24 protein-coding genes and 1 rRNA gene are annotated in these 23655 nt (G+C 33.5%); 7 read left to right on the top strand and 18 right to left on the bottom strand.

All coding sequences use genetic code 11. From position 1 onward, the window contains the following. Window positions 1-28 precede the first annotated feature (28 nt). The 5 genes from CAP47_RS05780 to CAP47_RS05760 form a co-directional block, all read right to left on the bottom strand. Window positions 29-553, bottom strand: a complete 525-nt coding sequence (locus CAP47_RS05780) for a DUF4494 domain-containing protein (protein ID WP_093244174.1) — start codon at window positions 551-553, stop codon at window positions 29-31. A 267-nt stretch (window positions 554-820) separates the two neighbouring features. Next, entirely contained in the window at window positions 821-3073 is a 2253-nt protein-coding gene (locus tag CAP47_RS05775; protein WP_100775778.1) for an FUSC family protein, read from the bottom strand. 130 nt (window positions 3074-3203) lie between these two features. Then, the gene (locus CAP47_RS05770) at window positions 3204-4067 is read right to left on the bottom strand and encodes a DUF808 domain-containing protein (protein WP_100775777.1); all 864 of its coding nucleotides are present in this window, start codon (window positions 4065-4067) and stop codon (window positions 3204-3206) included. A gap of 215 nt (window positions 4068-4282) precedes the next feature. After that, a complete protein-coding gene (locus tag CAP47_RS05765; protein ID WP_100775776.1) occupies window positions 4283-5491 on the bottom strand; it encodes a M24 family metallopeptidase in 1209 nt (402 codons plus the stop codon). A 92-nt stretch (window positions 5492-5583) separates the two neighbouring features. Further along, window positions 5584-7296, bottom strand: a complete 1713-nt coding sequence (locus tag CAP47_RS05760) for a DUF885 domain-containing protein (RefSeq protein WP_100775775.1) — start codon at window positions 7294-7296, stop codon at window positions 5584-5586. 72 nt (window positions 7297-7368) lie between these two features. Here CAP47_RS05760 and CAP47_RS05755 point away from each other — a divergent pair, with 72 nt between their 5' ends. The 5 genes from CAP47_RS05755 to CAP47_RS05730 all read left to right on the top strand — a co-directional run bounded on the left by CAP47_RS05755 (window position 7369) and on the right by CAP47_RS05730 (window position 12133). Continuing rightward, complete coding sequence (locus tag CAP47_RS05755) at window positions 7369-7659, top strand: hypothetical protein (protein WP_238140972.1); 291 nt, start codon at window positions 7369-7371, stop codon at window positions 7657-7659. 470 nt (window positions 7660-8129) lie between these two features. Further along, window positions 8130-8702, top strand: a complete 573-nt coding sequence (locus CAP47_RS05745; RefSeq protein WP_100775772.1) for a pentapeptide repeat-containing protein — start codon at window positions 8130-8132, stop codon at window positions 8700-8702. Between the two features lie 155 nt (window positions 8703-8857). After that, window positions 8858-9160 carry a hypothetical protein gene (locus CAP47_RS05740; RefSeq protein ID WP_100775771.1) on the top strand — a complete coding sequence of 101 codons (303 nt, stop codon included), beginning with the start codon at window positions 8858-8860 and terminating at the stop codon, window positions 9158-9160. Between the two features lie 82 nt (window positions 9161-9242). After that, a complete protein-coding gene (locus CAP47_RS05735; protein WP_100775770.1) occupies window positions 9243-10079 on the top strand; it encodes a hypothetical protein in 837 nt (278 codons plus the stop codon). A gap of 56 nt (window positions 10080-10135) precedes the next feature. After that, entirely contained in the window at window positions 10136-12133 is a 1998-nt protein-coding gene (locus CAP47_RS05730; protein WP_100775769.1) for a TonB-dependent receptor plug domain-containing protein, read from the top strand. 55 nt (window positions 12134-12188) lie between these two features. On the opposite strand, the gene CAP47_RS05725 is transcribed toward CAP47_RS05730, so the two are convergent. The 11 genes from CAP47_RS05725 to CAP47_RS05675 all read right to left on the bottom strand — a co-directional run bounded on the left by CAP47_RS05725 (window position 12189) and on the right by CAP47_RS05675 (window position 20422). Further along, window positions 12189-13016, bottom strand: coding sequence for a hypothetical protein (locus CAP47_RS05725; protein WP_100775768.1), 828 nt, complete (start codon window positions 13014-13016; stop codon window positions 12189-12191). 48 nt (window positions 13017-13064) lie between these two features. Then, a complete protein-coding gene (locus CAP47_RS05720; protein WP_100775767.1) occupies window positions 13065-13508 on the bottom strand; it encodes a hemerythrin domain-containing protein in 444 nt (147 codons plus the stop codon). A 14-nt stretch (window positions 13509-13522) separates the two neighbouring features. After that, window positions 13523-13819, bottom strand: a complete 297-nt coding sequence (locus CAP47_RS05715; protein WP_100775766.1) for a hypothetical protein — start codon at window positions 13817-13819, stop codon at window positions 13523-13525. Between the two features lie 25 nt (window positions 13820-13844). Further along, complete coding sequence (locus CAP47_RS05710; protein WP_100775765.1) at window positions 13845-14558, bottom strand: SDR family oxidoreductase; 714 nt, start codon at window positions 14556-14558, stop codon at window positions 13845-13847. Window positions 14559-14680: 122 nt separating this feature from the next. Continuing rightward, window positions 14681-15097, bottom strand: coding sequence for an OsmC family protein (locus tag CAP47_RS05705; protein ID WP_100775764.1), 417 nt, complete (start codon window positions 15095-15097; stop codon window positions 14681-14683). 26 nt (window positions 15098-15123) lie between these two features. Next, entirely contained in the window at window positions 15124-15465 is a 342-nt protein-coding gene (locus tag CAP47_RS05700; protein ID WP_100775763.1) for a cupin domain-containing protein, read from the bottom strand. Window positions 15466-15625: 160 nt separating this feature from the next. After that, window positions 15626-16066, bottom strand: coding sequence for a cytochrome C (locus tag CAP47_RS05695; RefSeq protein WP_234953119.1), 441 nt, complete (start codon window positions 16064-16066; stop codon window positions 15626-15628). Beyond that, on the bottom strand, window positions 16053-16244 hold the full coding sequence (locus tag CAP47_RS05690; protein WP_153043493.1) for a hypothetical protein: 192 nt from the start codon (window positions 16242-16244) through the stop codon (window positions 16053-16055). Before CAP47_RS05690 ends, CAP47_RS05695 begins: the two co-directional genes overlap by 14 nt. Window positions 16245-16310: 66 nt before the next feature. Next, on the bottom strand, window positions 16311-17324 hold the full coding sequence (locus CAP47_RS05685) for a cbb3-type cytochrome c oxidase subunit II (RefSeq protein WP_100775762.1): 1014 nt from the start codon (window positions 17322-17324) through the stop codon (window positions 16311-16313). Window positions 17325-17334: 10 nt separating this feature from the next. Then, window positions 17335-19146 carry a cbb3-type cytochrome c oxidase subunit I gene (locus CAP47_RS05680; RefSeq protein WP_100775761.1) on the bottom strand — a complete coding sequence of 604 codons (1812 nt, stop codon included), beginning with the start codon at window positions 19144-19146 and terminating at the stop codon, window positions 17335-17337. A 325-nt stretch (window positions 19147-19471) separates the two neighbouring features. Further along, window positions 19472-20422 (bottom strand): YihY/virulence factor BrkB family protein, encoded by a 951-nt coding sequence (locus CAP47_RS05675; protein ID WP_100775760.1) that lies wholly within the window; start codon window positions 20420-20422, stop codon window positions 19472-19474. A gap of 127 nt (window positions 20423-20549) precedes the next feature. On the opposite strand from CAP47_RS05675, the gene CAP47_RS12365 reads away from it, so the two are divergent. After that, complete coding sequence (locus CAP47_RS12365; RefSeq protein ID WP_192869946.1) at window positions 20550-20714, top strand: hypothetical protein; 165 nt, start codon at window positions 20550-20552, stop codon at window positions 20712-20714. 19 nt (window positions 20715-20733) lie between these two features. On the opposite strand, the gene CAP47_RS12540 is transcribed toward CAP47_RS12365, so the two are convergent. Together CAP47_RS12540 and CAP47_RS05670 are read right to left on the bottom strand one after the other, a co-directional pair. Beyond that, entirely contained in the window at window positions 20734-20946 is a 213-nt protein-coding gene (locus CAP47_RS12540) for a hypothetical protein (protein WP_262502131.1), read from the bottom strand. A 5-nt stretch (window positions 20947-20951) separates the two neighbouring features. After that, window positions 20952-21401, bottom strand: a complete 450-nt coding sequence (locus CAP47_RS05670) for an FAD-binding oxidoreductase (RefSeq protein ID WP_262502130.1) — start codon at window positions 21399-21401, stop codon at window positions 20952-20954. Window positions 21402-22063: 662 nt separating this feature from the next. On the opposite strand from CAP47_RS05670, the gene CAP47_RS05665 reads away from it, so the two are divergent. Then, window positions 22064-23589: ribosomal RNA gene (locus CAP47_RS05665) — 16S ribosomal RNA — on the top strand. Window positions 23590-23655: the final 66 nt, after the last annotated feature.

Here is a 23655-nt window from a genome sequence, read left to right as displayed (position 1 = left end):
TTAAGAACTTTAGTGAACTAAAAACTTTTTATTCAGCTTCTTCCTCAACTAACTCTTGCTTTTCAGTTTCAGATTGATCATCGTTTTCTATGACGTTAAACTTTTCGAGTTGTTCTTCTTCACCTGTAAAGTATGGAAAAACATCTAAAATAGGCGATTCGTTTATTGCAGGTATTGCATAATCTCCCATTGTTTCTGCCATCGCTTTTGTGGTATTTTCATAAGCTTCCTTCACATCATTAGCTTGTACTAAAAGATAAGTGTTAGACTTTTTCTCTTTTCCGCTTCTTTCATCAATCGTCACAAGAGAAACTTTCACTTTAAACCAACGATCGGAGTTATCAAATGGGTGAACCTCAGAAAAGTTAGCGACTTTAATATTCATGATTCTGAACTCTTCTTCAGTCAATGTTTTCATTTCTTCATTCAGTCTTGCTTCAGCTTCAGTAAAAGAAACGGCATCAAGTAGATAGGTGTCAGTTGATATTTTCTTTTCACCAGTTTCATGTGTTTTTCTGTATTTCACCTTACATTCATACCAAATTACGCTCATAACATTTTTTTTTAGGAGGTCAAAAATAGAATTTATAATCAGCCTACAAACCTATTTCAAAAATAGATATCCACAATTTAGTTTTTGTAGGTGGGAAGTTGAAGTTGAGCTTAAAATCGAAATCAAAAATGAACTTATAAATCAAAATATTTTAATTTCACTAGCATTTAATTTTATGGATCACGGTTTAAAGAAAATAGAAAATTTATTATACAATGCAGGAATGAAAATTTTATATATACCAGTCTTTTATAAACAGTTGTGAGTTTATTTTATAAACTGTTTTTGATAACGTTTAATCGCTTTTTTGAGGTTGTGAGAAAGTGAAACAAGCCAAATTAATTGATTACTAATAAGGTGTGCTTCTTGTAACTGATGTAGTTTTTCTTTCTCGATTTTTGTAAAACCTGCTTGTATGTTTTCATCGCGTTCATCAGATAAAAACTGATAGGTATTTATCAATTTTTGCTTCGCTTCCTTTATATCTCCATGTGGTTGAACTTCATATTCATGAGACTTATCTATAGATTTTACCGTTTGAGATAAAGTGTTCAAGATTTTTGAAAATATCGCTTTCGTTTCTATGGATTTTTCTGTCGTTTCATAATTATTTACAAAACTTCCTAATGAAGCAATTGCGGATAGAATCGTTTGATTAAGCGTTACAATCTCATAGATTAATCTAAATTCAGTTTGTTTAGATTTTGGATCTTGCGTAAATCTTTGAAAGGCAGCGCTGAGTTCACTCAATGCCAAAAAAGCTTCTTTACGAGCAAGTTTATATTTTAATTGATTATTTTCTTTGTCTTGATAAAGCTCTTGTGTAGCTTCCAAATAAGCACTATTTTTTTTAATAGCTTTTAATAAAACACTTTTTAAATTTAAAACTTCCCAACTAGGAAAAAGTAGATAAACTGCTGCAAAAGCAATAACACCACCTATGATAGTGTCGATCACACGGTATTGAATAACCGAAACTGAATCCGGATGTATAAATGAATAAACAAATACAATGTTTAAGGTGATAAATGCCGCTGCCCAGCGGTAATTACGTTGCATTAAAGAGAAAGCTAAAATGAGTGAACTTACAATCAGAATTGCGTAAATGATTGTATTTTGAGTGAGCAATACGATGCCAAAAGCAATGCTTCCTCCAATAACAGTTCCTATTATTCTATCTTTGGCACGTTCCTTTGTCAAACCATAATTAGGACGGAGAATCACCAGAATTGTCAGCATAATCCAATATGAGTTTTGGATTTCTAATAAACTCCCCAACGTAAACGCAAACAAAATAGCAATAGTTAAGCGCAAAGCATGCCTGAAAATAACAGAATTCATAGTGAAATGCTGTAATAATATTTGTGGCTTATATTCTTGAAGCGTCAAAAATTGATTAGCTTCATGTCGCTTTAAAGAAACTTTTGAAGATTCAGTAATATCTGCCATAGCATAGCCAATGGCGTCAACTTCTCGCAAAATTTGTTTCTGATAATCATATAGGTTTCGCATGATTAACGCGCCTTCTCTTGCTTGAGGTAATTTATATTTTTCAATGTAAGCTGAAATGGAATGATAAGCATTGACCAACGCCGTCTCTAAATTTTCTTTATTAGGAATTTCAGATTTAGTGATCAATATTTTAGAGAGTTCTTTCAATTGATCATTCATTGCGAAATTGAGTTCGCTGAATTTTTCTAGGTGCTTATTATTTTCACCAAAGAGGTTATCAAACTTTTCATAATCCCAAGTGTTCCCAACAATAATTTCAAAAATATCGATTAATGAAATAAATATAAGTAATCTTTTTTCATCAAAATGTGAACGTCCTGATCTTTTCCTGTTCGTTAATAAGAGCTCTCTTAATGTTTCGTGTTTTTCGTTGATTTGAGATTGTAAAACAAAGGTTTTTTTGATGTCGCTTTCTCTGTCTTTTGACGCTTTAAGTAATCTGGCACGCACTTCAAGATAATCACCAGTGAGTTCTAATGTTTCTGACAAAAGTTGATTTTCATCCTTATTCGGAATAATTTTGTGAAAGCTGATTGAAGAAAAAAGATACCACAATCCACCGAGTCCCATAAATAAAACATGGGTCCATATTTCTACTGAAGTCATTTCACCTAGCGCAAAAGCAAGCACCATGGCTAACAAACTTGAGAAGGCGAGTAGTGCACCTCTAAATCCATAAGCCGATAAAAAGGATAGAGAAAAACTGATTAAACCTATTAGAACAAGGGCTATGCTAAAATTATTTTTAGCGTATAAAACTAAAACGGTAATCAGCATTGTGAGTCCAATACTGATTAAAATTCCATTGACTTTTCTTCTTAAACTACCAGGAATATCGCTAGGCGCATTAAGAAAAGTACCTATCACAAAAGACGGTACAAAACTCATGAGCCCGATGAGGTTAAAAAGTAAGACAGGAATAAGCACAGATGATGTTAAAACGACTGCTCTAAAGAAATGTGAGCTTCTCAAAAACAATTCAACTTTTGTGCGTTTGCTTTTATTCATAAATGATTTTGATAGGACAAAGGTATGCTAATTATAGAGTTAATTTTTTAAAACTCAAAATCTTAAAAAAGATAGCTGGATTATCTTTTTGAAAAAGAAAAACTTCATTTATAAATTGATAATCTTCAGATCAATTGATTATTTTTTTTGCACCTGAAATAACACCTAACACAAGAAAGCCAATAATACCACCAACAAGAAATTCTTTTAAAATAGAAGGAAGAAAAGTCAGAATATGATGAAAGAAATCGATGTTATGAACAAATATTCCACCAGAAACCAAAAGTAAAGCAATCGTTCCTATAAAAGATAAACCCTTGATGACTTTGGGTAAAGCAGCAACTAGAAGTCGGCCAAATTTCGCTTTAAATTGATTTGAATTTTCACTTTTTTCGATGAGTTGGTATCCTGCGTCATCCATACGGACAATCAACGCAACAATACCGTAAACACCAACAGTAGCGATCAAAGCAATGATACTCACAACAATAATCTGTGTGCTTAACTCAGCAGTAACAATCGCGCCTAAGGCAATAATGACAATTTCTACGGAAAGAATAAAGTCGGTGACAATTGCTGACTTGATACGTTCTTTTTCGACCGCCAAAATCTCTTTTCTAGTTTCAACTTTTTTTAATTCTTCTTTTTTAGAATGCTGATGAGGTTTGAAATAGTAATAAATTTTCTCGGCACCTTCATAGCCTAAATATAACCCACCAATAAGTAAAATGATGGTAATAGCAACAGGAAGAAAAGCACTCAACAAAAAAGCAATAGGCAAGATGATGAGCTTATTGAGCAATGAACCTTTGGTAATTGCCCATAAAACAGGAATTTCACGAGCTGAGACAAACCCTGAAGCTTTCTCAGCATTGACAGCTAAATCATCACCTAATAAACCAGCTGTCTTTTTAGCGGCAACTTTACTCATCACGGCCACATCATCCATTAAAGCGGCAATGTCATCTAAAATTGCAAAAATTCCTGAAGCCATAAAATTGTTTCTTTATTAAAATACAAGATCGAAAATAAGTTTTTTGATTCTATTGCGTTAAAATATGATGTAAAAATTTTCTGGTCATTGATTAAGAGTTAGTAAAAATTAACATTTGATATCAGACAACAGGTAACAGAAAAACAAAAAACAGCTATTTACTAACAAATAACTGTTTCTTGTTTATTTTCTAAAATTAAAACTCTAGAGTAGTTTTAAACATCAAAAGGATTATCGATGCTGTGTGATGGTTCGGTAAACCATTTTGGGCCGTTTTCTGTCATATAAATATGATCTTCTAAACGTATGCCAAATTCGTCTGGCACAACAATCATAGGTTCAATACTAAATGCCATTCCAGTTTTAATTTCTATTTCATTTCCTCTTAAAATGAATGGATGTTCGTGAATTTCGAGTCCGATACCGTGACCTGTTCTGTGTGGCAATCCTGGTAAATCATAATCAGGACCAAGGCCATCTTTTTCAAGTTGCACACGCACCTGATCATCAATATGGCCACATGTTTTGCCAAGTTGCGATGCTTTAAAAGCTGCTAGTTGAGCTGATTTTTCATTATCCCAAATTTTCTTTTCCTTATCTGTTGCATCACCATATATGTATGTTCTCGTGATATCTGATAAATAGCCTTTGTATTGACAACCTGTATCAACTAAAACAATATCGTTTTCCTCAAGTGGTTTAGGGGATTTGACACCGTGTGGGAAACTTGAGTCTTTACCAAATAAAACAATACAGAAATAAGAACCGCTTTCAATACCTAGTTTTTGATGTGCTGAGTTGATGAAACTTTCAACTTCTGCAGTTGTGATACCAGGTTTAAGAATTCTAGCAGTGGCTTTGTGCACTTGCATGGTGAGATCCATCGCATATTGAATATGTGCAATTTCAAGATCACTTTTAACCATTCTGATATCTTTAATCATTTCTTCTGCGGTAGAAATTTCAAATTTCTCATGATTTTGAAAACGTGAAACCAAATTAAATGGTGTTGAATCATCTATGGCTAAACGTGTTTTTGCCTTAAGCGAATCAGCAATTTTATCAATCGGACATTCGTGCTCAGACCAAGGGATAAAGTCACCTTTGATACCGATAAAATCATTAAAAGTCCCGATTTCAAATTTAGGCACAACATATTTCAAAGACCCATCAGCAAATAGAATAGCACCCACCAAACGCTCAGATGGATTCCATTCTGTATTTGTAAAATAATACAAATTGACACCAGCGTTGAGATAAAGTGCATCTAAATCATATCTTTTTAAAGCAGCTGCAGCTTTGTCAAGTCTTTTCTGAAATTCATTTTGATTAATTTGTGGAGGTTTATTTGTCGGTTCTTTCAATTTTGCAAGCTCTTGTTCTGGTGTGCTTCCGCCAATTCCGTATTTTCTATTGCTGTTCATAATGTTATTTTTTGTTTTAAATACTGAAAAATTTCAGCGATGACTATTCATATTGTAATATAAAAATGTGAATTCACAAAATTTGAAAATTATTATTTAATAAGATGATCGTCAATATATTTTTGAACGCGCTTTTCTAAAATGGGAAGTGTCACAGTACCAACACCCAAAATAATGTCATGAAAATCTCGGATGTCAAATTGCGTTCCTAAAGCTTGCTCTGCTTTTGTTCGTAATTCCCTGATTTTAATTTCTCCTATTTTATAAGAAACAGCTTGACCTGGCCATGAAATATAACGATCAACTTCAGTATTAATGTTGTGCATTGATATAGCTGTGTTTTTCTTAAAGTAATCAACAGCTTGCTCACGTGTCCAGCCTTTGGTATGAATGCCAGTGTCAATCACCAAGCGACAAGCGCGCCATTGCTCGTAGGTGAGTTTGCCAAAAAGCTCATAAGGCGTTGTATAAATGCCCATTTCTTCAGCTAAAAATTCTGAATATAAACCCCAACCCTCACCATAAGCGGAGAGGTACATATTTCTTCTGAATTTTGGGATGTCATCACCTAATTCAGCATTTAAAGAAATTTGTAAATGATGGCCAGGCACCGCTTCGTGAGCTGTTAATGATGGCAAAACATAAAGCGGTCGGTTAGAAAGATTATAGGTATTGACCCAATAAAAGCCAGCTTGAGTTTCATCAGAAGCACCGATGTAGCGACCTGTTGTGTATTTTGGTGCAATGGCATCAGGCACTTTGGCAACACCATAAGGCTTCCTTGGTAAAGTCTTGAAGTAAGCTGGCAATTTTGCATCGATTCGCTTAGCAATATCTCTAGCTTCCTTTAAAAGTTCTTCGCCAGTTGTGGCATAAAATTGCGGATCAGTTCTCAAAAAATGGATGAAGTCGTCAAAGCCGCTTTCAAAGTTAACTTCAGAAATGATTTCTTTCATTTCTGAATTAATACGTGCCACTTCTTTTAAACCAACTTGATGAATTTCGTCTGCAGATAAATTTAAAGTTGTGTAATAATTCAATCGATTTTGGTAATAATCACGACCGTTAGGAATTTCAGAAACACCGATACCCTTTCTGGTTTTTGGTAAATATTCATTTTCAAAAAAATCTTTAATTCTTTTAAATTGTGGAATCACATTTTTATGAATTGCAATTTCTGCTGCTTGCAAAACTGAGTCTCTTTGTTTTTCAGAAAGTGTTTTTGGAAGATTTTCAAAAGGTTCATAATAATAACTTTTTTGAGTATTTTCGACAATCTGATCATTGTATGTTGATGCATAACCTTCAAAAATAACACGAGGTTGTGTGATCCCTTTTTTTAGACCTTCTCTCAGTAAAACCAAATGCTGATCAACATAAGTCGGGATGGCATTAAGCTTATTGAGATAATTCTTGACTTGATTGTAATTGTTTAAATCTCGTACGTGATATGTTAGGCTTAAATGAAAACCTGAATCTGACAACAACGGATTAAGGTATGCTTCATATTCATAAAAATCAACTCTTTCTTGTAGTTTGAATTTTAATAATCTCAAAGAAATATTTTCATCTTCTGATAATTTTTCAGAATTTATTTCTGTTAACTTTTTTAATTGTTTTTGAGCAAATTGAGCTTCCTTTCGATAGTGTGATTTTGTGTATAAACCTAAAGGGTAATCATTGTAATCGTAGGCTCGGTGTTCCTCAATTTTTTGAATGATTTTTTCAAAATTCTCTGAAGTATTTTGACCAGATGAAGACCAGATAAACAGAAAGCTTATAGCAACAGAAGAAATAAATTTCATAGAAAAATAATTTTTGATAAAGATAAGCTTTCTCTCTAAAGTGAAAAATGACAGGGCTTTAAAGTCTTGTTGATGGGTGAAATCAATTTAAAATGGTGTTTGCTGATTAAAAACTATCTTTGTTGTATTACAGTTAATATTATGGATATAGAAACCACAAAATTGGAATTGATACATCTTTTACTTCAAACAGAAAAAGAAAGTATTTTAAAAAAACTTAAAACTGTTTTTGAGGAAGAAAAAGGTGATTGGTTGGATGAAATGTCTGAGAAGGAAAAAGAAGAAATTAAAACTGGTTTATCACAAGCTGATGATGAAGAGTACAAGGCTAGTGAGTTGGTTATGAAACGTTTTGATAAATAGCGTTAAAAATAGTTTGGACACCACAAGCTGAAATTGGATTAACTAATGTCCTAGATTATCTAGAGAAAGAATGGACAAAAAAGGAAATTCTGAATTTAGAAAAGAATTTAAATAATCTATTAAACCTAATAAGTAAGTACCCTGAAATTTGTCCTCAGACTAGTAAATATGATAATGTTCACAAAGGCTTGATTGACAAAAATAATTACATTATTTACAGGACTCAAGCAAAAAAGGGAATCATCGAAATCATTAACTTTAGAGGAACGAAACAAAAACCGATAAATTAAAAGCCATTGGTGGCCAAATTAACATCAAACCAATATCAGCTTAAACAATACTTTACATTACTTTTTATCATGATTTTATTTATGCAATAAATCATTTATATAATCCGCAATAAAACTTTCAATTTATCCGAAATGCTTTAGATTGCACACGCGTGTTTAAATCGCATTTATACTATTATTATGGACTTTATTGTTGATCAGGATTTTAAAGATGAAGATTATACAGAATCAAAAATGCAAAGAGTTGAGTATGAAGATTGCAGCTTTACAAATTGCGATTTTTCAGCGGCTAATTTATCTCATTTACGTTTTGTTGATTGCGAAATTATCAACTCTAACTTGAGTTCTGTGATGCTTGGCGATACAAGTTTTCAGAATGTTTCATTTATAGATTGCAAAATTTTAGGTGTTGATTTTAGTGTATGTAGTGATTTTGCTTTTTCTGTTCGCTTTGAAAACTGTCAACTCAACCATTCTTCTTTCGAAAAACAAGATCTTTCTCAAACGCTTTTTAAAAATTCAAAACTCTTTGATGTTGGTTTTTTTGAATGTAATTTATCAGCAGCAGTTTTTGAAAACAGCGATTTAATGAATGCGAGATTCAATCAAAATAACCTTAAGAAAGCTGATTTTAGAACTGCCATTAATTTTGTGATTGACCCCGAAGATAACCAGCTCAAAGGCGCTAAGTTCTCCAAACATTCATTACAAGGATTATTGGAAAAATATCAGCTTAAAATTGAAAATATTTAAACGGAGACTTTGTTTATTATTTGAAAATATGACACTTGTCATACCAGTGGTATGCCCTAAAAGGATATCTTTGTCTTAATATGCAAAAGCTTAAATCCATATACGTTTCATTCTTTGTTCTATTGATTTCTTTCAATAGTTTGAAAAGCGGATTTATGCTCAGTTTTTACATGGTTGACACAAAGGAGTTTGTGGAATTGTTTTGTGTGAATCAAGATCAACCTGAATTACATTGTGATGGGAAATGTGAACTTTCAAAATTAGCTCAAAAAAGTTCTCCCAACGAAAAACCGTCACATTTAGATTTTCTTCAGAAAGAAGTTATCATGTTTTATTCAGAAATATCTGCTGTTGATTTCAAGACTGAAAATTTTAATTTAAAAGTTGAAAGTTCTTATCTTAATTTATATCAATATCTTTCCATTGACGAGGTAAGTCATCCACCTATCGCCTCATAATTTATTTCAGTTCATATCTCATTTATTAAGGAAAAACTTTTCCCTATGAGATAATTATAAACTCACATTAAATTATTAAAAGATGAAATTATCAAAATATATCAGCTTATTAGCTGCAATACTCCTATTCTCATGCTCATCAGACGATGATGCGCCAAAACAAATTAATGAAACAGAAGGTTTAACTTTAGTTCAAAATATTCAGAATGATCAGCATACAATAGCGATTTATACTAAAAACGGAAACCTTCAACAAGGTTATAATCACATTTATTTTCAAATAAAAGATGGAGAAACTTTAATTGAAAATGCTGAGGTTTCTTGGATGCCAATGATGCATATGACAAATATGTCGCATAGTGGACCACATTCAGAAATTACTAAAAAAGCAGATACAGAGACACTTTATGAAGGTTATATTGTGTTTCAAATGGCTGAAAATGATACAGAATACTGGGATCTTACTTTTGATTATAATATAGATAATGAAACTTTTTCAGCAACAGATATTATTGAAGTTGCTGCTTCTGCCAAAAAACGCGTCAATGTTTTTACAGGAAGTGATGAGGTGCGCTACATTTTGGCACTCATTGATCCACAAGATCCTAAAGTTGCTGTGAATGATATGTCAACAGCTATTTTTAAGATGGAAGATATGATGACTTTCCCTCTCGTTGATGACTATCAAATTAAGATTGATCCGCGTATGCCGAGCATGGGAAATCATGGTTCTCCAAATAACGAAGATTTATTTCAACAAAATTCAGGTGAATTTTATTATGGAAAGTTAAGCCTTACCATGTCAGGTTATTGGAAAATTAATTTACAGCTATTGAATGCTGAAAGTGAAGTTTTAAAAGGTGAGAAAGTCACAGAAGAAAATGCAGCTAGCAGTATTTATTTTGAGTTAGAATTTTAAAAAACAATTTGTCTGGCAGTGAATGAGCTGCCAGACAATACTTAATACTTAAGGTTATGAAAAAGAGTCTATCCTTTTGCCTATTATTCCTATTTGCTTTTAACATGTTTGCGCAAGAAAAAGAGCAAGATACATTGATGAAATATGAAGAACTTGCTGAAGTGATTTTGGTGAGTAAAAATGCGAATAAATATCACAAAGAAAACAAATCTTTGGCGACAATTGAAACTTATCTTATGGAAGCCAATTCAGTTGATTTTATTAAAAGAGGTGCTTATGCATGGGAGCCAATGGTGCAAGGCATGACCTCTGAAAGAAGCGTCGTCACAATTGATGGCATGCGTATTTATGGCGCGTGTACAGATAAAATGGATCCGATTACATCTTATGTTGAAATTTCAAATTTATCAAAAGCGAAAATTCAAAAAGGACAATCTGGTGCTGAAAATGGAGCAACAATTGGCGGCGCTATAGATTTAGAACGTCGGAAAAGTAGTTTTGAAAATCGAGGTTGGAACGGGAATTTACAAACAGGTTTTGAGAGCGTGAACGAACAAAAAATTCTTGGAGCAGCTGTACAATATGCTTCTGATAAACTTTTTACTGACATCGACTTGATGTATAGAGATGCTAATAATTATGATGCTGGAGGAGGAGGAGAAGTAGAATATTCTCAGTTTACAAAATACAATTTATCAGTAACCACAGGTTATCAATTTAAAGAAAATAAGAGTCTAGAAGCCTCTTTTATCTTTGATGAAGCCAAAGATGTTGGCTATCCAGCTTTGCCCATGGATGTTTCGCTTGCGAGAGCTTTTATCGGTTCTTTAGAATATATTTACACACCTGAAGAAGAGTTGTACAACGAATGGAAAACCAAAGTTTACTACAATGATGTGACGCATATTATGGATGATTCTCAACGCCCGGATGTGCCCATAAGAATGGATATGCCTGGATGGAGTAAAACTTTAGGCATGTACTCCAAACTGAAAGGTGAAAAAGATAGACATACTTGGAATTTCTCTGTTAATGCACATTATAACAACTCCCTTGCAGAAATGACGATGTATCCAAATAATCCTGATGAAAAAGAAATGTTTATGCTCACTTGGCCAGATGTTGGTACAACTTACAGCGGTATTTTTGCAAAAGACAACTATCGCTTTAATCCAAACTTATCAGCAGAGATTTCTTTAGGAATTGGTGTGCATCACAACAAAATAGAAGATGAATTTGGATTAGAGAGTTTACGTATTTTTTATCCTGAAATGAAAGATACAAAGACAAGGTTTTTGATGAATTTAGGAGCTCAAATGATTTATCAAAATAAAAACTGGACACACCGAATCGGAATTGGGTATGGTGAAAGAGCACCATCGGTTTCAGAAGCTTACGGGTTTTATTTATTCAATAGTTTTGATGGTTATGATTATATTGGAAATCCTTATTTATCAAACGAAAAATCAAAAGAAATCAATTTATCAACAACTTTTAAAAAGAGTGATTTTTCAGTGACTTTAAATTCTGCTTTCTATCATATATCAGATTATATTATTGGGAAACCAGACCCGAGTTTATCTCCTATGAATATCGATATTAATGGAGTGAAAGTCTATGAGCAATTGCCTTATGCGCTGATGTGGAGTAATGATTTGAGTTTTGAATATCAGTTTTTGAAAAACTTTACAGCAAAAGGGAAAGCAGTTTACAGATTGGGGAGAGATGATGAAAATAAGCATTTACCACTAATTCAACCCTTGACTTTTGAAGCAGGCTTACGCTTTAGGAAAGATACTTTTTATGTAGAAGCATCAGTTGAAAATGCCCTTAAACAAAGTGATTTTAGTCCTGAGTTTGGCGAAAACCAAACACCAGCTTACTCAATTTTTAATTTAGCGATATCTCAAATTTTTTATGTCAATCAACAAAGGATGATTTTGAAAATAGGAGGCGAGAACTTGTTTGATGAAAATTATTCAACCTATTCTGATTGGAATAATATTCCTAGACCTGGCCGAAATTTATATGCTAATTTGATTTACAAATTTTAGAAACAGAAACCTAAATTTATAAAAAAAACATTGGTTTATTTTGTACGAAATTAACTCATTCTATCAAATCTTTTAAATATAGTTTTTCTTTTAATTTGAGTTTTGAGTGATGATATAAATGATAATTTTTGCTTTGCATGTAGGCTAGCATTGAATCTTTTAATTTAATTTCTTTTTGGCTCAAAGAAGTATAAGCGAAACCTTCATTAAACTTTAAGTCATTATATTTCTCATCTGGATTTGTTAATAAGACGATATATTCAAGAGACTTTTCATATTTATTGCTCGACTTTAAGCGTTTAAGTTGTAGAGGATTTTCTGTGAGATAAGTTTTTATTTCTAAAGAATTTTTGAGAGGAATAACATCACTTTCTATCACTTTTAAATTAAGAATTGATTCATGCGCTTCTGATTTTAAGAAACCAAAAATTTGAATATTCCAGTTTTTGATTAAGCTTTCATCATTTGTTTCTATTTGAAATATTGCAGTTTCCTGATGATTTGAATTTGTTGAGTCTATCGTTTTATTAAGTTGAAAATTTTTTATAACATCAATTTCTGCATATTGGTTTTTTTGTTCTTCTATCGCTGCTGTTCTTTCCTTAACTCTTTTTCCTGATGAAAATTTATTAAATAATATGATTGCAGAAACGATGATGCCTAGACTTAAAACACCAATCATTAAGCCTAAAAATATTTTTTTGAAAATATTAAATGAAGCAGGTGCTAGGAAAGAAATAATTAAGCTGATAAAACAAATAATCATGCCTGCATAAATAAAGAGGGGAGTGATATCACCCAGACCTTTAGATTTGTATGTTTTACCAAGGAAATAAAATAAAAGTATTCCTATTAAAGATAGAATATGCGACAAATATTTCATGCTTACATTATTGAAAATAAGCTATAAATGTAATCTTTTATATGAAATTCACTCCCAGAAATGATCAGGATAATCTTCTTCCTTTAGTGTTTGATGTGAATTCTCTATGCTTTCGAGCTGTTCATCACTTGCATGATCGAGAACAGCTTTATAAAGTTCATGTTCTTCAAATCTGATAAGAGAATAAAGTTCCTCTTCAAGTAAACTCAATGATTTGAGAAGGTTATCTCTGTCAAAAAATAAACGCTTAATGCGGCGATGTTCTCTTTTTGCTTTTTTGACTAATTCATTCTCATTTCCTAAAATAGGGAAAACCATTTCTTCTTCAAATTGAAAATGATCTTCTAAATAATTGATATAAAAGAATTCAGCGTAAGCTTGCATTCTCTTTAAATCAGTTCCTTTTTGAAAGCCTTTTTGTATTGTCCAACAAAAATGTAGACCATGTTGATGTTCATGTCTGAAACTTTCAATAGCGGGATGTTCTTCCATTTGGTTCTAAGGTTTTAGTGTTTTTCGGTTTCTTGATGCTTCTCGTGGTCGCCACCACATGTTGGACAAGTTTCAACTTTTCCTCCTTTTAATTTAATTCCATCAATATGTTTGACAACAAATTTCTGAACTTTCATATAGCTATCTCTGTGATTGTTGACATCAATCTGTTTATCCTTAAAAACAGTTCGGATTTTACTGTCATATTGTTGATGTCCCCAACAAACAGGGCAGGTTCCTTTTGGTGATTCCTCCTTAGTTTCTATTTGAGGTTTTTTAAAATAGTCAAGTATGTTATTGATTAAATCCATTTGTCTACTTTTTTAAAATTATTTCTTAATCATTTTTTTTTGGGTTAAGAGGTCTTACCGTAAGGTCGCTAATGAGCATATTGTTTGGTGTTTCTAGAAGATGAATAATTGTGTTTGCCAGTTCGTTTGGTTGAAGCATATTGTTGTGAGATGAAATGCCAGAAGTTTGAAAAAAATCTGTTGCAATAGAGCCTGGATTGACACAAGTGACTTTAATTTGATCGTATCTTAGCTCTTTAGATAAAGCTTCACTAAAACCCTGAATACCAAATTTAGTTGTGCAATAAGCTGTACCTTCAGGTCGACCAACTTGTCCTAAGATAGAACCAATGTTGATGATGTGTTTTGCTGATTGATTATTTTTCATGAGCTTCACTAATTTAGAAGTCAGAAGAAATGTTGCATTGAGATTGACATTCATTGTTGTTGACCAATCTTGTGCTGTGACGTTTTCAATTTTCTGAAAAACACCATAGCCAGCATTGTTAATCAAAATATCAGGACTTTTTTCTTTCGAAAAACAATCAGAAATCCACTCAGATAAAGTAGCCTCATCTGTCAAATCTAATACAACAGGAATAAAATTATCACCTAATTTTTTTCGCATCTTTATCAATGTCGACTCACTTCGAGCTATGCCATAAACAATTGCGTTCTTGCTTATTAAAGCTTCTGTGCATGCTTTGCCTAAGCCTTTGCTAGCGCCGGTAATCACTGCTATTTTATTTTCTATATTCATCAACTTTGTTTCAAATTATCCTTTATAGGAAATACTTTCTTTAAACTAATAAAGCTCCTTGGATAATCGACAAAGAGCTTTATTGACTTTTTAAGTAGTTAAGTATATTGCACTTTTATAAACTATAAAAGCTCGGCATCTAAAGTAATTTCAAGGTTAAGCGCTTTGCTCACTGGGCAATTTTCTTTTGCGTTATTGGCACATTCCATAAATTTATCCTGATCAATGGATGGAATTTTAGCTTTTAACTCTAAGTGAGATGAAGTGAGCTCTAATTTATCAGTATCCATTTTTACAGTCGCTGTTACTTTGAGCTCATCAGGTGTATAACCAGCTTCACCAAGCATTAAGCTTAACGCCATTGCAAAACAACCAGCGTGTGATGCAGCCATCAACTCATCAGGATTTGTACTTTTACCATCACCAAAACGTGAGTTATGACAATATGAAGCTTTGTTTAGAACTTCACTTTTTGTTGTGAGTTTTCCCTCACCTTCTTTAACTGAACCGTTCCAAACGGCATGTGCTATATGTTTCATAATAATTTAATTTTTGAAATATTTATTTAATGTCTTGCAACATTTTCAACGCGTTCAGCCTTATCAGCTTTATTTAAACTCAGCCTTACTATGCTATCTGATGTAGCTTTCAGATCATGTGGAACATTACCTTCTAAAGCAATTAATCCACCTTTTTTGAGTTGATGCATTTGACCCTCAACACCAAAATCAATGCTGCCTTCAACAATTTGAACAACTATAGGAAAAGGTGTTTTATGTTCTTTCATCACTTGTCCTTCTTTAAAAGCAATTCTGATTTCTTTTCCAGCATCAGTGTCAAGCATCACCTGTATCGCTGGTCTTTTTTCGTTGTATTCAATGTTACTAAGTAAATCTGCTGTTTTCATAAATGATATATTTCTTATTTAGAATGATTTAAAATTACGAAAAATAAATTAGTTGAATAAACATTTCTTGATCTATTTAGAAAGAATTTAATTAAGCTAACAACTTTGTTTAAATCAGTTTGTAAACCAATTCGAACAAAGTTTGAAAGACAAACTACACTTAAAAAAATGATTCATATAAATCTTGATCCCAATACATAATGAAGTAGAAAAGACCAAAGGCAATAATAAATATAAGAAGCGCCCATATCCATGATGGTATTGCCTTTGGGTTTTCTGAACCTTTAATGATAAACTTATCATTGGTTTCGCTGCCGTAAGCGTTAATGATGATTGAAGTTTGTGTATCGATAACTTCATTTTCTTTAAGGCCAATAACAGAAATTTCGGGTCCATTTTTGACTTCAAAAGGAATGATTTTTACACCTTCAATTTGATTTGATGATTTTGCAACAATTTTAAGTTGATGCTTACCGTCAGGAATTTTAGTTGTGTCGAGCACAAATTTGACAGGAGGCGCAAACTCAGCAAATGGATTTGGCTCATCATCGAGAAATACTTTTATGATGCGATTGTCTTCTATGTGATTAGAATCCTTCATCTTTCGTAATGTTTTTTATGTGTTTAGGGTCGTTTTCATCAGGTTTGACTAAAAATTTGATACTTAAATATAGAGTTACCAAAACAATAGCAACAGCTATCCAAATAATGATAGCATCTACAAATGCGTTTGTTTTGGCAGGATTTCCATTTGCTGCAGGTTCTATTTCGCAAAACAATTGAGCAAATATTGGTTTGCTTATCATGAAACTCAGAAAAAGAAATATGCTTTTTTTATACATGATTTATTGTGCTTTAGTGTTTTCCAATTCTTCTCTTACCTTTCTAACATCTTCTTCCGTAACTTTTGGTGCATCATTTCCCCAATGTGATCTTTCGTAGGTCATAATTGCGGCAATTTCGGCATCAGATAATTGTTCGGCAAAACCTGGCATAGCACCATAGCCTTCCATTTCATCGTAACCTTCTAAAATGATACGAATCATTTTCTTAGCATCTTTATTATTTACAATTTCACTTCCTGCTAAAGGAGGAAATGCGCCAGGAACACCTTGGCCTGTTGATTGATGACAAGTTGCACAAGTACTCGTAAATAACTTTTCACCATCTAATCCCGATGAAGCTTCAGTGGTTTGATCATTACTTTTCTTATTTTTTTTAGAAAAAGGAATAAATTCAGGTTCGCTGTTTTCAGGCATTTGAGCTTGTTGAAGCGATTGTAAATAAGCGACAAGTTGAATCGCTTCATCAGTCGCAACTACTTTTTTGCTTTTGTCATCCAGTAGCTCATTTGGTACAGCTACCACAACATCAGAATCTTTAACTCTATTGCTATCAACTTCTTTAAAGAGCCAAGGAAAATTAGGCATAATAGATTCTTTCACAACAGCTCTCGGATTGTATAAATGTAATAAATGCCAAGATTCGCTTGGTTGCCTTCTGCCAATATCGGTTAAATCAGGACCGGTTCTTTCACTTCCTAACACCGAAGCTGATTGTCGCCATATATCTAATCTTTTTTTGCTAAAATGATAATCTTCAGGCACTGAAGGTCTCTTTCCCCAGACCTGATCCATTTCTATATTCCTGACTTGTTGTGTGTGGCAAGCAACACAACCTTCAGCATTGTAAATTTTAAGTCCTTTAAACTCTTGTTCGGTTAAATCTTCTTGTTCAGGAAGAGGTTGATACTTCTGCATTTCGTTAGCAGGAAAAATGGCGACGCCAAAACTCAGTACAACAAAAACAATAAATGCTGTAAGAACTAAAGCTTTATGATTTGTATTAAAATCCAACATATTCTTTCTTTTAAACGTTTACAGATTCACCTTTAATTTTTTCAACTTTTTTACTTTTCTTTTGAGGCTCTTTTTTAATCATATAATATAGGTTGTAAGCAAAAACAACATGAGACAAGAACATTAAAGACCCGCCTACGGCTCTCCAAACCCAATAAGGTTGCATCATTATGACAGATTCAATAAAAGGTTCACCATCCATCCAGCTCATTCCTTTTAAAGTACCTCCAACCATCATTGAAATCATGTATGCAAAAAGTCCGATAAACGCTAACCAAAAATGTGCACCAACTAAAAGCTGAGGTGGTTCTTTGCCATTGAGTTTTGGTAAAATTGTATAAATACAAGCCCAAAGTAAAAAAGCAATAATTCCGTACATCGTCATATGAGAGTGAGCGACATTGAAGTCAGTAAAATGCCAAACATAATTTGTAAACCTAAAGGCTTGAAAACTCCCTTGACTTGAACCAACGAAATAAAAAATAACACCGACTAAGAAAAAGGGTAAAACATAACTTTTAGAAATATGATTCCAACTGCCTCGCATTGTCATCAAGAAGTTTGTTGAACCAGCAATAACAGGAATAAACATCCCAACACTAAATACAATTGCAATCGTCTGTAACCACCAAGGTAGAGGACTGAAGACAAAGTGGTGTGTCCCGATCATGGTATAAAATAGCATTTGCGTCCAGAAAGCTAAAACACCTAAAGAGTAGGAGTAGATGGGTTTATTAAGGGTTGCGGGTAAGTAATAGTAAACCAAACCAAGTGTAAATGTCATAAACCACATCCCAACACCTTGATGCATATAATAACCTTGAATGACTGTCTCGCCCAATCCGTCTTGATAAAATGGTAAATAACCGATAATAGAAAGTACAATTGTCCATATTAAAGCAGCCAGAATAAACCAATTTGAAATATAGATTTCAGAAATTTTTCGTGTAGCAACAGTTTTATAAAAATTATAAAAAGTAATGATAAGCCCAATTGCAAAGAGTAACATGATTGGCCAAATGTACTCACGATACTCGCCGCCGCCATTATTAATACCTGCCATCAATGCAATATTTCCTAAAATAACAGTCAGGTTAATAAGCACCCAAGCTATTTTTGCTTTTTTGTAACTATGAATTAGATTATTTGAAGTTCGAGCAATGACGAAATATCCTAGTCCAATCATGGCAAGCGATGACCAACCCCAGAAAACTGTATTGGTATGAACTGGACGTAACCTTCCAAAAGATAACCATGAGATGCTATCAAGCTCTGGCCACACAAATTTTAAACCTAAATATTCACCTATAAAAGTTCCAAACAAAAGCCAAAAAGTTGCAGCAACTAAATAATAGGTTACTATTTCTTTTAATTCTTTTGGGGTTTCAATGCTCAGTGGTGTTTTTTTCTTTTGATCAAAGAAAGAATTACTTGGATCTTTTCTGACACGTTTGACCAAACCTTTTTTGTCAACGACTTTATTTTTACCACCAAGCTCGTCTCCTTTAAGCTTATATTTGAGGGCTCTTTTTCTATTTTCTAAAATAGAATCAATTTCATCACCATCTAAGTCGGTGAGTTCATCGCTAAATTCAATTCTTTTTTTCTCAATATTTTTACGCTTCATCTTATCGATAAACGCATTTATTTTTGCTAAGAAGATAATTACTGCTATAAAAATAACGATACATACAAGCACTATTGTCCCAATGATACCAGGACTTGTTTCCCAATTTTCAGTAGCTTTAGTATTTTGAGCCTCTAAGATAAAAGAGGAGAGGCCGAAGAAGATAAAAAGTAAACGAAATTTATAACCTTTCATAAATATGACAATTGAAGCTTTAGTTTATTACTGATGATATACTGAGAAAATAAACCTTTTGAACTTGTTCAGTAAATCGTAAGCAAAAATATCAAGCATAAATGTGCTTATTTATGACTTAAATCATAGGAAGTCAATGGAGATTTGTATAATGCATAAAATATTCTAAACCTTCAAAATTACATCTCAATTTTAAAATGAAGAATGACAACAGGTTATGTCATTTTTGATAGCCATCTATTGTCTTGGCTATAGAAATAATTTTAGAATTTAACAGAGAGTATTTTATATCAATTTTTATGATAGATTATTTTCAATTATAAATTCAATCAGAAGAGAGTCTATCTAGATCTTTCTTGTTTTGTTCAATTTCTTTCTTCTTCTCCTGTAATTCTTTCATTTCTTGCTCGTATGCTGGTTCACCAAATCGGCTTGGCTCAATATCTTCATTTCGATATAATGCATATTGAACAGTGAATTCTGCACCGAAAAACAATATAAGACAGGAGTAATAAACCCATAATAAAATAGAAATTACAGAAGAAGCACCACCGTAAACGGAACCAGGATCACTTTGATTGAAGTAAAAACTTAACAGATATTTACCTATTAAGAATAAAATTGTCGTCATTGATGCTCCTATAAAAGTTGTTTTCCATTTGATTTTAATATCTGGTAATAACCTAATAATACTTGCAAACAAGAATCCAATAAAAATATAACTCAAGATGAAATTGATAATTTGCAGACTATAATTTGTCAATTCAGGAGCAAAGTTATTGATATACTCACCGAGGAAACTGATCAATGTTGTGACAACTAAGGAGATTAATAATAGAAAACCGATAAAGAAAATCATTCCTAAAGAAATAATTCTGTCTAAAATCATACCTTTTATATTATTGTTTTTGGTTCGCACACTCCATATATTGTTCATTGCTATTTTTAATTGAAAAAAAGCACCTGTCGCACCAAATAAAAGTATGGCGACACTTATAATAATAGAGAAAGTACTGCCTTGATCAAGACCTGCACTATCAATCATTAACCGAATTGATTCAGCAGTATCTGCTCCAGTAATTTTACTAATTTCCGAGATTAGCTTTTCTTCAACGTTAGATTCTTTAAAGAAATATCCAGCTATAGCAATGACAATCATTAATAATGAAGGGAGTGAGAATAAAGTATAATAAGCTATGACGGCACTGTGTTGAAAGGGATCGTTTTTAATCCAGTTTTGATATGTCTTTTTAAGAACAACTAACTTTTTTTTCATTGTATGTGTTTAAACTAAATTATAAAAACTATCTATTCAAGCTAATTTTCAGTCGTTAAAATCCCTTTAAATTAGAGGGTAAAGAGAATGTCTAGTTCTGATCTTTTTATATCTTACAAGAAAAATAATGACACATTTCCAAAAATTAAATCTGATTTCTATTCTTCTTGTTCTTGTAGCTGTTGTAATGATTGCTCTTGGTTTTCAGATGAAAATAGCTGCGCCACCATTAACAGGAGTTGGTTTTATTTTGCTCGCATGGGCAATTCAGATATTGAAAAAAGAGTTGTAAAAGCACAGTTAACCTTTAATTATTGATCGTCAAGAGTAACAGCATCTGTTGAAGCTCCGAGATTATTTAAAATTTGACCAATTTCTTTTGTCATTTTCGGAGGCCCACAAACGTAAAAGTTTTGATCAAAATCCTTGATGTTCTTTTTTAAGAAGTTTTTATCAATGAAACTTTTAGTGTGTTTGGTGTTATCTTGATCTGTGATCACATAAGTGACATTATGACCTAACAAATCATCTAATTCATTTTAAGAATAATATCATAATCTGTTTTATTAGTATATATAAGGTGCATGCCATTCAGTTTGTTTTTCTTTTTTAAATCACGAAGCATTGCAATATAAGGGGTTGTCCCAGCTCCACCTGCAATGATGTAACCTTTACCATTGTATGAAATTGCTCCCCAAGTATCTCTAATTATTAAGTTATCACCAGGTTTGAGATGATTGATTTGCTCTGTTACGCCATCATGATCTTTGTATATCTTTATAACAAACTCCAATTCATCCTCGTTTGTTAAGCTTGTGAATGTAAAGGGCCTTTTTCTGTCTCTCCAATCATCTTTATCAATAGACACTTCGGTTGCATGGCCAGGAGTGAATTTGTATCCATCAGGCTTTTCGACGAATATTTGTTTAACATCGTGAGTTAACTGAATGATTTGCTTAATTCTGACTTTCTTTTCCATGATATTTATTTTTCACATAAATATATGATTGTGTATTAAATGATAGAGACTAATTAAAAGTGTTTTAACAAGATTTGAGATGATGTTTGATATAAGCTCATTTTATTAATAACAATTTCATGTCTTTATAATGGTATAAAAAATCACTTATGTGATGACTTTTAATTGCTCCTACTATGAAAGTATTTTATTTCATATTCTAACCCTTTGATTTTCTATTGTTTAAAATTTATTTTAAATTTCTTTAAAATATTTCATTGTTTAGATGAAAAAAGGTTGTAGTTTTGCACCCGCAATAACGCATTGCACGATCATTGAGAGTAGGGTGTTTGAGAAGGGTTTTAGGAATTAAGATCTTATATTTGTTTAAGTTTCAAAAGGCTTTAAAAAAATAAAAAATTATTTCTCAAAAACATTTTGTCAGAGTAAAAATTAGTTTTACATTTGCACCCGCAAAATAACGGAACTTATCGGTAGAGATGCTGAGAGTTTAGCAAGAATTTTTTTAGAAGTTCATTGACATATTGAATTGACAATTTTAAGTGCTAGAGATAGTATTTAAATGTATAATGAAGCATTAAGACTAGAAGTTAATTTTGAGTTTTTATTTGGAGAGATTCGAATAAATAGTTGTAGAGTCTATTTAAGATATTTAAAAGACAACAATGAAGAGTTTGATCCTGGCTCAGGATGAACGCTAGCGGCAGGCTTAACACATGCAAGTCGAGGGGTAACATTGGTGCTTGCATCAGATGACGACCGGCGGATGGGTGAGTAACGCGTATACAATTTGCCTTACAGCGAGGGATAGCCCGAAGAAATTTGGATTAATACCTCATGGTTTTATCGATTGGCATCGATTGATAAATAAACATTTATGGCTGTAAGATGAGTATGCGTCCTATTAGCTAGTAGGTATGGTAACGGCATACCTAGGCGACGATAGGTAGGGGTCCTGAGAGGGAGATCCCCCACACTGGTACTGAGACACGGACCAGACTCCTACGGGAGGCAGCAGTGAGGAATATTGGACAATGGAGGCAACTCTGATCCAGCCATGCCGCGTGCAGGAAGACTGCCCTATGGGTTGTAAACTGCTTTTATATAGGAAGAAAAAGAATCACGTGTGATTTGTTGACGGTACTATATGAATAAGGATCGGCTAACTCCGTGCCAGCAGCCGCGGTAATACGGAGGATCCGAGCGTTATCCGGAATTATTGGGTTTAAAGGGTCCGTAGGCGGGATAGTAAGTCAGCGGTGAAAGTTTGTGGCTCAACCACGAAATTGCCGTTGATACTGTTGTTCTTGAGTTATTGTGAAGTGGTTAGAATGTGTAGTGTAGCGGTGAAATGCATAGATATTACACAGAATACCGATTGCGAAGGCAGATCACTAACAATACACTGACGCTGATGGACGAAAGCGTAGGTAGCGAACAGGATTAGATACCCTGGTAGTCTACGCAGTAAACGATGGTTACTAGCTGTTCGGTCTAATTGAGGATTGAGTGGTTAAGCGAAAGTGATAAGTAACCCACCTGGGGAGTACGTTCGCAAGAATGAAACTCAAAGGAATTGACGGGGGCCCGCACAAGCGGTGGAGCATGTGGTTTAATTCGATGATACGCGAGGAACCTTACCAGGGCTTAAATGCAGTTTGACAGGGTTGGAAACAACTTTTTCTTCGGACAAATTGCAAGGTGCTGCATGGTTGTCGTCAGCTCGTGCCGTGAGGTGTCAGGTTAAGTCCTATAACGAGCGCAACCCCTTTGGTTAGTTGCCAGCGAGTCATGTCGGGAACTCTAGCCATACTGCCAGTGTAAACTGTGAGGAAGGTGGGGATGACGTCAAATCATCACGGCCCTTACGTCCTGGGCTACACACGTGCTACAATGGTAGGGACAGAGAGCAGCCACTGGGTGACCAGGAGCGAATCTACAAACCCTATCACAGTTCGGATCGGAGTCTGCAACTCGACTCCGTGAAGCTGGAATCGCTAGTAATCGCATATCAGCCATGATGCGGTGAATACGTTCCCGGGCCTTGTACACACCGCCCGTCAAGCCATGGAAGCTGGGGGTACCTGAAGTCGGTCGCCGTGAGGAGCCGCCTAGGGTAAAACTGGTAACTGGGGCTAAGTCGTAACAAGGTAGCCGTACCGGAAGGTGCGGCTGGAATACCTCCTTTTTAAGAGAGATAGCTTTACGATGATATCAAGATTATTTGATAGTCTTTATGCTTTGTCAATTCAGT

Origin of the sequence: Psychroflexus sp. S27 (assembly GCF_002810405.1) — a bacterium.
GTDB classification, from domain to species: domain Bacteria; phylum Bacteroidota; class Bacteroidia; order Flavobacteriales; family Flavobacteriaceae; genus Psychroflexus; species Psychroflexus halocasei_A.
This window is presented reverse-complemented; position numbering and strand designations above follow the sequence as displayed.